The organism is Flavobacterium fructosi (assembly GCF_042787335.1).
GTDB lineage: Bacteria > Bacteroidota > Bacteroidia > Flavobacteriales > Flavobacteriaceae > Flavobacterium > Flavobacterium fructosi.
In genome coordinates this window covers 431,375-443,717 of record NZ_JBHZQA010000003.1, presented here as the reverse complement: position 1 = coordinate 443,717, position 12,343 = coordinate 431,375, and the positions used below count along the sequence as shown (strand labels likewise).

The window sequence follows — 12,343 nt, the reverse complement described above, 5'->3', positions numbered from 1 at the left end:
CTTTTTCTTTGGTAATAAATTATAAAAATATTTTTAAAACCGGGAATAATGAGCAATTTAAAAGAGCATTTGTCCCAATAGCAGAAAAATAAAATTTACACCTACGGTTAAAAAATAGATTGTCGTCCTCGCTCATTGCCAAGGTTGAGCACAACAAAAATTGTTGAGAGTACAAATCTTTTGAAAAATACAAAACCAACGGCTTTAATGTAAAATTGAATATACGCTACAAAGTGAATGTTTGGATATTTAAAGGCAAACCACATTTATTAAAGCAAATGGAACTTTATTCAACATGCCAATAGTTTATACTATTAAATTTGTAAGTGAATAAAAAACACTTTAATAAAGAAATTTAGATTATTTTACTACGGTTTTAAATTTATGAAACAGTAGTAAAAAGAGAAAGACTAACCACTACGATTAGTCTTTCTTTTTTTTTATTCCTTAACCAAGTAAATTCCGTCTTCCTTAATTTCTATTAATTTTTCCCTGTACAAGGCACCAATCGCTTTCTTGAAAGTTTTCTTACTCATCTTCAAAACCGTTTTAATGTCTTCCGGATGTGAATTATCAGTCAAACGCAAAAAACCCCTACTGGCTCTTAATTCATCTAGAATTTTCTCCGCATTCGGTTCGATGCTTTGATAGCCCTGAACTTGTAATGCCACATCAATTTTATTGTCAGGACGAATCGTTTTAATGTACCCGCGCATACGGTCTCCCGTACGAATTGCATCATCGTACACCTCATCTTTGTACAACAAACCTTTGTGTTTCTCGTTGATGATTACGTTAATTCCTAACTCAGTGATATGGGAAACGATTAAATCTACCTCTTCTCCTTTTTCAACTGTTAGGTGGTCATTTTTTAAAAATTGATTCAATTTACTTGAGGCCACCAAGCGCTTGGTTTGTTCATCCATATAAAGATACACCAAGTACCGTTTCCCTTTTTCCATAGGACGCGCCTGCTCTTTAAATGGAACCAAAACGTCCTTTTCCATTCCCCAATCCATAAAAGCACCAATCTGGTTGGTATAATTCACACGCAAAAGTGCAAATTCATTCAATAATATATAAGGTTCTAATGTGGTGGCAACGGGTCTTTCTTCGTGGTCTAAGTATACGAAAACGATCAACTCCTCGCCTATTTCAAATTCGTTAGGAACGTATTTGTTAGGTAAAAGAATATCATGTATTCCCTCCGGATCTTTTTCTGGATTCCCCAGAAACAAACCCACTTTGGTATCGCGTAAAATGGTAAGCGTATTGTATTTTCCTATTTCAATCATTTTCTTTCAATTTCTAAAGCGCAAAGGTACGAAGTTTGAAAATAGTAAATTAAGAAACCGTCCACAAAAAAACAAAGCCCAAATCCGATGGATATTTTCTTTTTTAGGAGCATAACTTTATGTTCTTCCATCACGGCTTGTCCCGCTGTCCGCAGTATCTTTCCAGTCCTGAATTTGTTTCAGGATCCTGAAACAAATTCAGGACTGGAAAGGATACTTGCTACCATCGCGGCTAGATTTGGACGTTTTGTTTTTCAAAATAATAAATCCTTTAAAATCCTAAATTTACACACCAATAAACAATTCCTAAAATCCAATTTCTCCACAATTTCCTTTTCTTTTTTACTAACTTTGAAAAAACTAAAAAATCCTATTAATGAAACCAGCCTTAATTTTCTCTTTATTCCTACTACTCTTCATTTCCCACACCAATTACGCACAAACCACAGTCGACGACCCAGAAATCAAAAAAATGGTGGCCGAGGTAAAATCGGAAAATATGGAAGCTACAGTTCGAAAACTCGTATCTTTTGGAACCCGCCATACGTTAAGCGACACTAAAAGTAATACCCGCGGTATTGGAGCGGCACAACGCTGGGTAAAATCAGAATTTGATAAATATGCTTTAACATCGGGCGGAAGACTGACTTCGATTATTGATTACTTCATGATCAAAGCCGATGGGAAACGCATTGCAACTGACAGCCAATTGGGTAATGTAATGGCAACGTTAAAAGGTACAGATTCTACTGATGATCGCGTTTTAATTATAAGCGGCCATTTAGATTCCCGTGCTTCGGATGTGATGGATGCCAAATCAGATGCGCCAGGCGCTAATGACGATGCTTCAGGTGTAGCCGCGATGATGGAACTGGCCCGAATAATGAGCCAGAGAGAATTCCCTTTTACATTGATTTTTGTCGCTGTAGTTGGTGAAGAACAAGGATTGTACGGAGCCAAGCATTTAGCTGATGTTGCCAAAGAAGGAAAATGGAATGTTATTGCCATGATCAATAACGATATGATTGGCAACAGTTTATCCAGCGGAACTAACTTAAGAGACAATACTAAAGTTAGGGTTTTTAGTGAAACGATTCCTTATCTGGAAACGGAAGCAGAAGCTAAAATGCGAAAAGCTACCAATCGTGATAACGACAGTCCATCGAGACAATTAGCCCGTTACATCAAAACGGTCACCAATCAATATGTGGAGCAATTAGACATTAATTTAGTATACAGAAACGACCGATTTTTACGCGGGGGTGATCATACTCCTTTTAGCCAAAATGGATTCACCGCAATTCGTTTTTGCGAAAGGAATGAAAACTACAATCAACAGCATCAAAATCTGAGAACAGAAAACAACATAAAATACGGTGATCTTCCTGAATTTATGGATTTTGAATATTTGAGAAAAATAACCTGCTCCAACTTGGCAACTTTCAGCAATCTGGCTTGGTCACCAAAAGCACCAACAAATTTGGGTATTGAAGTAAAAGACCTGACTAATTTCTCCACTTTGGTTTGGAATGCACCAGAAGGTAAGCCAGTTTATGGATACAACATTCTTATTCGCGAAACGGCAACGCCACACTGGGAAAAAGCAATTTTTGTTAAAGATTTAAAAGCCGAAATTCCCTATTCGAAAGACAATTATTTCTTCGCAGTACAGACAGTCGATGCTTTAGGTCATTCCAGCTTACCGGTTTTTCCAATTCCAATTCGTTAAAATATCATACGATTTTGAACTATTATGACATATAGAAAATTAAGTATTTCTTAATGGATTCTAATTTCTTAATGGTTCAATTTAGCATTAAACAAAAAAGCATTTGCCTTAAGCAAATGCTTTTTTTATGGGTACTATTTAAAAATTTAGCATTAATTGTAAACACTCTCTTTTTTAAAGTGAACAGTCAATAAGTAATAAAGCACTACTCTGTATTTATTAGCGTTTGAACAACCATACACTTCCAGATTATATTAATTCTTTAAAATACTGTAATAAAATTCGGTTATTGTCTAATGTTGGCGTAAAAATTTCTAGAATACTTGGTCGGTCATCTTGATCGTACAAACCAGTCAAACTAGTTTCTAAACTCGCTTCATCACTAGCGATACTATAATCAAATCCATACATTTTGGCTAGATGTTCGGCAGTTAAACAATGTGATGTTTCAAAAAAAGTATTAAAAACGGGACTTTCTTCATGCCCAGGTAAAATCCTAAAAATACCGCCACCACCGTTATTAATCAAAATAATTTTGAAATTCTTTTGGATATATTGGTTCCAAAGCGCATTGCTGTCATATAAGAAACCGATATCTCCTGTTATGAAAACAGTCTGTTTTTCATTGGCTACAGCCGCACCAATAGCTGTTGATGTACTACCATCAATACCACTCGTGCCACGATTGCAATACACTTCAATCGATGAATCGATGTCTATTAATTGCGCATATCGAATGGCCGAACTGTTGCTGATTTGCAATTGACTATTTTTTGGTAATCCTTTAATCACTTTCTCGAAAACTGCAAAATCTGAAAAAGGAATATTGGACAAATAGGCATCATGTTTTTCTTTTCGCAACGTTTGCACTGTATCCATTTTGATAAAATAGTCACTTTTGATTGCTATAGTCAGAGGCACAAAAGCTTCAAAAAATGAATTCGGGTTAACATTAAAATGCTTTGTCAATGCTCCAAAAGTGTCATACGCTCTCAAAGTATCTATGTGCCAATGGTGTTTGGGCTTATAGTTGCGTAAAAAAGCTTTGATACGCTTTGAAACAATCATTCCTCCAAAAGTCACCAAGATTTCAGGACGAAAAGTCTCAAAATCATCTGAAGTGAAAGGCGTAATTACAGTATCAATATTATTTATAAAGTTAGGATGGTGCAAATTTGACGTGGTCTCTGTCATCACCACAATAGATGGATCATCAGCAAGATAATTGATTGTTTTATCAGAAATCATATCAGGGTCATTTACCCCAACAAGAATCATTTTCCGTGTTGAATTGTTCCAAATGGAAGCATATTCAGATAAATTTTCGATTGCAGGCAATGGATTCAAATTAGCAAAAACATTCACCATCATATCAATGGATAGCTCTGAAACCGTTTCGTACAAAGGTTCTTCAAAAGGTGCATTAATATGAACCGGTCCTTTATCATTCAAAGCAATATCAATCGCCTGGTTTATTTTATGGTCATTTTCTTTTGAAACAACTTCGTTTAAGTTGGCGTTATACAAAGAATGATTGGCAAATACATTTTCCTGACGAATCGTTTGCCCATCACCTATATCTATCTTGCTTTGCGGTCTATCCGCAGAAATCACAATCAAAGGAATCTGACTGTAAAAAGCTTCCGCAAAAGCAGGATAATAATTCAGTAATGCAGAGCCGGAAGTACACACCAGAGCCACGGGTTGCTTTGTTTGTTGGGCAATTCCCAGTGCAAAAAAAGCAGCACATCTCTCATCGGCGATACTATAACACTGAAAAACTGGATTGTTTACAAAACCTATTGTCAAAGGGGCATTTCGAGAACCCGGAGAAATTATGATGGTGGTAACTCCTTTGGCTAAACAAATCTGAATAATGCTTTGTGCTAAAGGTATTTTGGGGTAAATCATTGTTTTAGTTTCAAAGAAACAAAGATACAAAGATGTAAAGGTTTTTCTCTTATCTTAAATAGTTTTCTTAAATTTGAAGGAAAATAAATGCTTTATGGAAATCAAAATAAGACCGGCTGTTTTTACCGATTTAGATACAATATTGGAAATCATCAATCACCAAATACTGAACAGTACTTCGATTTATGATTATGAGCCACGTGATTTTGAAACCCATAAATTGTGGTTTGAAGAGAAACAAAAATCCAATCAACCGGTAGTTGTCGCTGAATTTGAAAATGGTACAATTGGATACGCTACTTATGGCACTTTTCGTCATAAAACAGGCTACCGCTTTACAGTCGAACATTCTGTGTATGTTGCAGAAGAATTTTTAGGAAAAGGTATTGGAAAATTATTATTGGGCGAACTAATTAAATTGGCAAAAGAACAAGGTTATCATACTATGATTGGCGTTATCGATGCTGAAAACAAAGGAAGTATCGCTTTTCATGAAAAATATGGATTCGAAACTGTAGGCGTTATTAAAGAATCGGGATATAAATTTGACCGTTGGCTCAGTTCGGTTTTTATGCAGTTGATTCTAGAATAAAACTACAAATCTCTGCTTCACAAAAAACATAGTTTCCCTATTAAAAACAATAGCAGATAAAGAAGTAGTATATTTGCACTTTTACAAATATTATGGATTACACATTGCTTTCTTCTCCTTTACAAGGATTTACTGACTTTCGTTTTAGGAATGCCCAAAACATTTTTTTTGGAGGAATTGATACTTTTTATTCCCCTTATATTCGTCTAAACGGAAAAATGGTTATTAAACCTTCTTATGAACGCGACCTTCTTCCTGAAAACAATGTTGGTTTAGAGGTAATTCCGCAAGTAATAACGAACGATGCTGATGAATTTTTATTTGTGGCTAAATATGTTCGAGAACTGGGTTACAAGGAATTAAACTGGAATTTAGGCTGTCCGTATCCCATGGTTACAAAATCCGGTATGGGTTCCGGTTTGATCAGTAATCCCGAGAAAATTAATAACGTCCTTCACAGAGCACATTCTGAATCTGACATTATTGTCTCTATGAAAATGCGATTGGGTTATGAAAACAGCGAGGAAATCCTTGATGTTTTACCTATTTTAGACACCTACCCTATTAAGAATATTGCAATCCATGCTCGAATTGGGAAGCAATTATATAAAGGTGGCGTAAACTTAGATGCGTTCCAGCTTTGTATTGACAACACAAAACATAAATTGTATTATAATGGAGATATCACTTCCGTGGCTAAATTTCATGAAATGCAACAACGCTTTCCTTCTATAGACCACTGGATGATTGGCAGAGGATTAATTTCAGATCCTTTCTTACCGAGTATGATTAAAAACAATACTTCGGAATATCCAGAAAATAAAATTGAATTATTTAGTACGTTTCACGACACTTTATATGCTATTTATAGCGAATCACTTTCAGGTTCTACACATATTTTATTGAAGATGTATCATTTATGGGAATACTTTTCCGCTACATTTTCAAACCCACATAAGGTATTGAAAAAAATAAAAAAAGCGCAAAGCATTCGAAATTATGAGGCGGCAGTTGCAGAAATTTTCAAAAATGAAAAATTTTAATTTCTGTTTTCAAAAAAAAAACGATTCTCAGTTTTCCTGAAAATCGCTTTTTTATTTTTTAATTATGCCTTAATCCAATTTACTATTGAAGGATCTGTTGGTAACGTTTGTGGCGAGATCACTTTTTCAAGTTCCCCTTTTTCGTTGATTAGGTATTTTTGAAAATTCCATTCTACTTGTGAATCTTGTAATCCGTTTTTAGATTTTTGAGTCAAGAACTTATAAATTGCGCACATATCATCCCCTTTTACAGAAACTTTGTCCATCATAGGAAAGGTCACGCCATAATTCAACTGACAAAAAGCAGCGATCTCTTTATTAGTTCCTGGCTCTTGTGAAGCAAAATTATTAGCTGGAAAACCTATAATCACAAAACCCTTGTCTTTGTATTCTTTGTAGATGGCTTCAAGATCTTTGTATTGCGGTGTATTCCCGCATTTTGAAGCAGTATTAACAATCATTACTTTTTTACCTTTAAGAGACGCAAAATCAAAAATCTTTCCTGATAAATCCTCAACTTTAAATTGATAAATAGTTTCCTTGACCATAACAGTATTACTTTTATTTAATTTCGTTTTTTTTGTTTGTGCCTGATTTTGACAACTAAAAAGAAACATGATAGAACATGTTAAGAATAATAGATTTTTCATAGTTATATTTTTTATAAAATTAAAACAATTAATTGTTCCTTAAAAATTTATTTTCGCTAAACAAAAGTTAAAAACAATGAAGCCTGATATTAAACAAAACACCAGGCTTCCAAACAAATAAACAACAAAACTTAAATATTATATTAAAAGGTATACGTAATCTTACCTTTTGCATAAAACGGGGTACCTGGTGTAAAATGAATTTCTTCTACGCTTGCTGATTCATTTTGTAACCTTGATTCAGTGGCAAACTGCGTTTCGTTCCATTTGGTATTAAATAAATTATCGATTACTATTCCGTAAGAAATATTTTTAACTTTATAATTAATATTAAAATCCGAAACAAAATAGCCTTTGGCAACAATGGAATTATCTTCATTTGCAGGACGACTTTTTAGATAGCGATATCTAATTCCGCCTGAAAAACCATTCAATTTCTGGAAACTCAAACCTCCAGTAGATGTAAAATCTGGAGCTAACGGAATATAATTTTGTCCTCTTGGTTCATCGATACTTCTGGCATACGTATAATTAGCATCGGTATCCAGATATAACCAATCATTCAGTTGATAACGAAATCCCAAATCAAATCCCATACGTTTAGATTTTCCACTTGGCTCAATAATTCCTGCATCGCCTACATAAACAAATTCTTGTTCCAGATACAAATACCACAGAGTTGAATTCACGATTAACTTTGGGAATGGTTTCCAAATCGTACCTACATCGGCTCCTATTGCTGTTGGTAAAATTTGTTTTCCAGTATTTTGAACTACAACGCGAGTATCATTCGAATGAAAACCCATTCCTGATTTTACATAAAACTGCAAATTGTTATTTTGCGAATAAATAAAATTCAATTTTGGAGAAATTTTAACTTTACTTTCCGTTTGCGTGTTATAATCAGTAGTCAATTTATCTTGATAGTTGAATTTAAAATAATCTACTCGCACTGCGGGATTAATCATTAGTTTTCCAAAACTGAATTCTGAATTCACGTACGAGAATAAATTAGACTCATTAATATCCCCTAATTTAATTTGCTGCAAAGTAGTCCTTCTATTTAATGTATGTGAAAGCTCTGTATCCTTTGTAGCATCTGCACGAAAACCTATTCCATACTGCATCAAAACATTTACATCATTCAACTTCGTTTTCTTATTCAATTCGGCATTCATTCCATAAATCGTTCTATTTTCTTTCTGCCTAATTTGATCGCCATTAATAGGATCTTCAAGGAAAAAAGTAAAATTAGAATACAATTCAAATTGATATTGAGCGGAAAAAGCATTAGCTTTAATAAATGTATTTTCGTCGATTGGTTTACTAAAAGAGGCATTTACATTTGTTCTTGATGTGCTTCCTCCTTCTGTATCATCCACTGAACCAAATCTTAATATTATTCCGCTATCAACCAATCGTTGTGGTATTTGACCAGAAGCATCCCACTTACTGGAAAAACGAGAGGCTAAAATGGAAAACTTACTGTTGTCTTCCAAGATGGCTGCGTATTTGCCTAATAAATTTATTCTATTAAAATTTTGAGGAGAATCAAAAGGTCCATCAGTTAAAATATACTCGGTTGCAATATAAGCACTCTGTTTTTTTTTGTTCCCCAAAAGATTAAACAATCCTACTGTTCTCAAGGTATTAAATTGTCCTATTTCAAGTCCAATACTGCTTTTCTCTAATTTATCTTTCGTTTGAAAAGCAACGTACCCTGCAGTAGCAAAGTCCCCTTTGTTAGCATAATACGTTCCTTTTCCAAAATCTATTTTCTCCACGGTTTCCGGAATCACAAAATGCAAATCAGCATACCCTTGACCATGAGCATGCGACACCATATTTACTGGCATTCCGTCAACTGAAATGGCAATATCAGTACCGTGATCAATATCAAAACCTCTCAAGAAAATTTGTTCCGCTTTGCCCCCACCGGCATGTTGACCGATAAATAATCCTGGTACTTTTCGTAAAATCTCTTGCGACGAATTTACGGGTGTTGTTTGCAAATCTATTTTTGAAATCACATTCATCGCCGAAAGTTTAGCCTGAATAACTACTTCGTTTAATCTAAAACTATCCTCTTCTAAGCGCATTACAACTTCAGATGAGGTAACGGTAAAACTTGTTTTTTTATAACCTAAAGCAGTTACTCTTAATACACTTTCCACATCAGTTTTATCAATGCTGAATATTCCAAATTCATTGGTATGCGCATGAGTTTCTGTAATTGTATTAATGAGGTAGGCATTTTCTATAGGATTTCCGTCCATATCTGTTACTTTCCCTTTTTGTACTTGGCTGTAAGCGGCCATTCCGAAAAAAGCGATTAGGATTACAAAAATATTTTTCATCTAATGAACTATAATTGATTTACCTTTTTATCCATATTAGGTCCCAGTTCATAAATGCTGGAAAGTAGTTCTTCCTTAATTGGCTGAATTTTTTCAGTTTCTTTATTAGACTTGTAAATCATTGCCAGGTGGTATTGTACTTTTGGTTCGAATGATTTTCCGGCAACAAATTTTTGGGCAATTTCTAACGCTTTTTTATTTTGACCAGTATTTAAATAAGACCATGCCAACAAATCATAGGAATCAGGAGTTGGACGGTGATCCACTTCTACTTTTGCGATTTCCAATGCTTTCGCTGCTGTTTTTTTTGCATCAGCATAAATTAAAACGTTGTATTTATTATACATCGCACCATAATTATTTTTCTGTAACATTGAAAAATAGGCATTTCTATTGCTGATTTCTTCTTTCATATTTCCTTCAAATTGGGCTATTTGAGATTTCAACAAATAAAAATCAGGAGTATTGTGCGTCACTTCAATCGCTTCGACTATCCTTTTAGCCTCGACAGTATTTCGTTCATGAGAAAATACAATCCAAGCAATTCCTTTTAAAGCATACGAATAATTGGGATCTATTGCCAATGTTTTTAAATAACTGTCGTATGATTCTCGGATTCTTCCAGCATGACCGTAAAAATCACCTAAGTTAGAATACGACCAGATTTTAAGTACTTTATTGTCTTCTTTCTCTGCAATATCTCTGGCTTTTTCCATAAAAGTTATAGCCGTTTTCAAGTCACCTTTGTGATCATTCCATTTTGCTAAGCGAATGAGATAATCATAATCTTTCATATCACGCATAGCATTCAAATTCTTTAAGGCTTCCCGATAATTACCCAATTCCATTTGAACATCAAATAATAATTTTTGAGTTTCCTTCTTTCCTTCTCCTATTGCCAAAGCTTTAGTGGCTAAGCCCAAAGCTTCCTTAAAGCGGTGCTGCGCAATATAATTTCTTGCTAAAGATCGAATTGTAGAAACCTTAGAATACTTATATGTACTATTAGATTGGGTTAGCAATGCCTCCGTTTTATATAAGTATTTGATATTTCCGGTATATTCAAAAAGTGTAGCATAATTAGAGGCTATCATGCTTAAATAGCTGATTTGATTGGGAGCAGCATCGAATTTTTTTTGCCAAAAATCAATTTCATTATTGGCAAAAGTCATTGATTTATTGTCTTTTACATTCAAATATTTATTGTAATCTGTTGTTTTTGTAATTTGTTTTGGTTTGGTATCGCAACTAAAAAGAGATAGGATTGTAAAAACCAATAATGAAATTATTTTTAAAGTTTTCATAATCCGATGTTGTTTGTTTGTTTGTTTGTTTGTTTGTTTGTTTGTTTTTAAAAGAAAAAAACAGAGCACTATTAAAATAAAAGTACCCTGTTTTTTTGAAAATATTACCAGGCTGTTGCCAAATAAGGGAAAGAAACTCCGAATGCTTTATCGTTTGAATTTACGTGATCTGAAGTAAGTGTTGCATTTGAAGTTCCCATTGGTCCTCCAAAAATCAACAATAATTCTACATCAATAACATCATCTGCCAAAGCTCTACCAGTTAAAATATTTGTTCCGTCAAAAAATGTTGTTTTTTTAGTTTTGTCAACATTTAATACATCAGTAGCTAAGAGACCAGTCAGTTGCGGTGCCGTTTGACCTAATGCATTTGTAGTATATCCTGCATTTAAAGCTAATAATCTAGATTGAAAGATTGATTGGTATTTTGCACCCATCATTGATGGAATTGCTGCGTTGAAATCATCTTTAGGTTGACCGGCTGCAATAAAAACAGTATTGATCGCTGGTCTTGCCATTTGATCTTGCTGAACAAAAGTTCCTGAAAAATCAACATTTACCGCAGCATTATTATCTGAATCATTATTATCACAATTTACTGAAACAACTGCACATACTAGTGCTACAGCTATTAATTTGAATTTATTAGATTTCATGTCTTTATGTTTTAAAATAAAATTAGTTATTGTTTTTTCTTTGTTTCAGCCCAAACATTTAGTTTGTCAGCAGTCCCTAACATTGCTTTTGGAACTTCAACTACTATTGAAAGTACATTTGTTCCTGCAAAAGTATCTGTACCAGGATTTTTAAATCCAGAAGCTGTTCCTCCAAGAATTGCTTTGAATTGACCTAAGTCAAAAAAGAAAGGATCATCTCTTGGTCCTGCGAAAAATTTCATTCCGTTTTTCTCCGCAATTAAAGGAGCTAAACCGTAAGTAGAAATGGTTACACTTCCTGAAGCGGCAGCAGTTTTAATAGTGCTTGAAGTTCCTGTAGTTGTTGGAGCATAAGGTCCAAAGAAGTACATTTTGTCATCTCTTTTGATGGCTTGAATAACTAAATCTTCAACATTGTCGCCTGTGTTATCGATATTGATTTCAATCATAACATTTTCATTAAATGTTGCTGCGGTTGTAGCATTGGGACTTAACAATCCTTGAGTGTTAACTGCAAATGCAAGATTGTTTGTATCTTGTCCTTGAAAGGTGTATACATCAGTAATATCTGCTGCATTACCTGTTACTGCTGGAGCATCAACGTGATCAGCAGCTACTAAAATTAAGCCAGCAACCGCCACTAGCGAAAGACCTAATATCATTTTTGTTTTTTTCATTTTTTTATAATTTGAAAGGTTATTAAAGCATTTACGGGATTGTTTTCGATTTGGTTTTAAAAATCATAAAAAAAAATTAATTTATTTATTAAGTAACTGATTTGCAGTATTTTAAATACTTAAATAAAA

10 protein-coding genes and 1 pseudogene are annotated in these 12,343 nt (G+C 34.1%); 3 read left to right on the top strand and 8 right to left on the bottom strand.

The window, feature by feature from the left end:
* Positions 1–440: 440 nt before the first annotated feature.
* Entirely contained in the window at positions 441–1,295 is an 855-nt protein-coding gene (locus tag ACFX5D_RS07245; protein ID WP_379857571.1) for a CvfB family protein, read from the bottom strand.
* Positions 1,296–1,671: 376 nt separating this feature from the next.
* Here ACFX5D_RS07245 and ACFX5D_RS07240 point away from each other — a divergent pair, with 376 nt between their 5' ends.
* Positions 1,672–3,024 carry a M28 family metallopeptidase gene (locus ACFX5D_RS07240; RefSeq protein ID WP_379857570.1) on the top strand — a complete coding sequence of 451 codons (1,353 nt, stop codon included), beginning with the start codon at positions 1,672–1,674 and terminating at the stop codon, positions 3,022–3,024.
* Positions 3,025–3,176: 152 nt separating this feature from the next.
* Here ACFX5D_RS07240 and ACFX5D_RS07235 read toward each other — a convergent pair.
* Together ACFX5D_RS07235 and menD are read right to left on the bottom strand one after the other, a co-directional pair.
* Positions 3,177–3,272: pseudogene (locus ACFX5D_RS07235) on the bottom strand (DUF2853 family protein); the annotation flags it as partial.
* A gap of 1 nt (position 3,273) precedes the next feature.
* Positions 3,274–4,935 carry a 2-succinyl-5-enolpyruvyl-6-hydroxy-3-cyclohexene-1-carboxylic-acid synthase gene (gene menD, locus ACFX5D_RS07230; protein ID WP_379857569.1) on the bottom strand — a complete coding sequence of 554 codons (1,662 nt, stop codon included), beginning with the start codon at positions 4,933–4,935 and terminating at the stop codon, positions 3,274–3,276.
* 94 nt (positions 4,936–5,029) lie between these two features.
* Here menD and ACFX5D_RS07225 point away from each other — a divergent pair, with 94 nt between their 5' ends.
* Complete coding sequence (locus ACFX5D_RS07225; protein ID WP_379857568.1) at positions 5,030–5,527, top strand: GNAT family N-acetyltransferase; 498 nt, start codon at positions 5,030–5,032, stop codon at positions 5,525–5,527.
* Positions 5,528–5,619: 92 nt separating this feature from the next.
* Positions 5,620–6,570 carry a tRNA dihydrouridine synthase gene (locus ACFX5D_RS07220; protein WP_379857567.1) on the top strand — a complete coding sequence of 317 codons (951 nt, stop codon included), beginning with the start codon at positions 5,620–5,622 and terminating at the stop codon, positions 6,568–6,570.
* A gap of 62 nt (positions 6,571–6,632) precedes the next feature.
* Here the strand turns inward: ACFX5D_RS07220 and ACFX5D_RS07215 are convergent, their stop codons facing one another.
* From ACFX5D_RS07215 to ACFX5D_RS07195, 5 genes are all read right to left on the bottom strand, one after another.
* Complete coding sequence (locus tag ACFX5D_RS07215) at positions 6,633–7,220, bottom strand: glutathione peroxidase (RefSeq protein WP_379857566.1); 588 nt, start codon at positions 7,218–7,220, stop codon at positions 6,633–6,635.
* A 143-nt stretch (positions 7,221–7,363) separates the two neighbouring features.
* Positions 7,364–9,577, bottom strand: a complete 2,214-nt coding sequence (locus ACFX5D_RS07210) for a TonB-dependent receptor (RefSeq protein WP_379857564.1) — start codon at positions 9,575–9,577, stop codon at positions 7,364–7,366.
* Positions 9,578–9,585: 8 nt separating this feature from the next.
* Positions 9,586–10,881, bottom strand: coding sequence for a tetratricopeptide repeat protein (locus ACFX5D_RS07205; protein ID WP_379857562.1), 1,296 nt, complete (start codon positions 10,879–10,881; stop codon positions 9,586–9,588).
* 104 nt (positions 10,882–10,985) lie between these two features.
* Positions 10,986–11,537, bottom strand: a complete 552-nt coding sequence (locus ACFX5D_RS07200) for a DUF4331 family protein (protein WP_379857561.1) — start codon at positions 11,535–11,537, stop codon at positions 10,986–10,988.
* A gap of 26 nt (positions 11,538–11,563) precedes the next feature.
* Positions 11,564–12,214 carry a DUF4331 family protein gene (locus ACFX5D_RS07195; RefSeq protein ID WP_379857560.1) on the bottom strand — a complete coding sequence of 217 codons (651 nt, stop codon included), beginning with the start codon at positions 12,212–12,214 and terminating at the stop codon, positions 11,564–11,566.
* Positions 12,215–12,343: the final 129 nt, after the last annotated feature.